The sequence below is a fragment of the Rhodococcus sp. P4_F3_2 genome (genome assembly GCF_056401335.1).
The window spans coordinates 1-482 of record NZ_JBFUJN010000179.1; the positions used below are offsets into that span (position 1 = coordinate 1).

1 protein-coding gene is annotated in these 482 nt (G+C 35.6%); it reads right to left on the reverse strand.

Features of this window, described 5'->3' with window-relative positions:
- Positions 1-256: 256 nt before the first annotated feature.
- Positions 257-482 (reverse strand): hypothetical protein (locus tag AC1DWA_RS33325; protein ID WP_477917748.1); only part of this gene is annotated, 226 nt, incomplete at its 5' end.

Sequence of the window (482 nt, forward strand, 5' to 3'; positions counted from 1 at the left end):
CTTTTCAAAAAGCCTTGAAACTAATCGTTTCAAGGCTTTTTACTTCTTATAAGAGACATTATGTCAACTAAGGTTGTATATCATATACAGACTGAAAACAGAAAAAACTATCTTATGCGAGTAAGATAGYTCTTCTGGTGAATGCTCTAAATAAACCTATTTAACACTTTACAGTGTCTTGGGTAGTTTGCTCTATTTGCGATAATGTACTCCTAAAAAGTAAATTTTATCTCTTTTAACATACATGAATAATAGTCTAAACAGGATCTGTATTATAACCGACGAAAATAGCCAAACTTCCTGTCCTTGTATCTGCCCATGTAGCGATATACCCACCTGACGGGACACTTTCAACATCAATATAGTCACCAATGAGAGGTGCAGGAGTAGTACTAGTTCCGTTAGGATTAAAAGAGGTCGTCGTTACTCTTTGATTTGTAAAAGTGTTGCCACCGTCTATTGAACGAGCACTAAATACATCC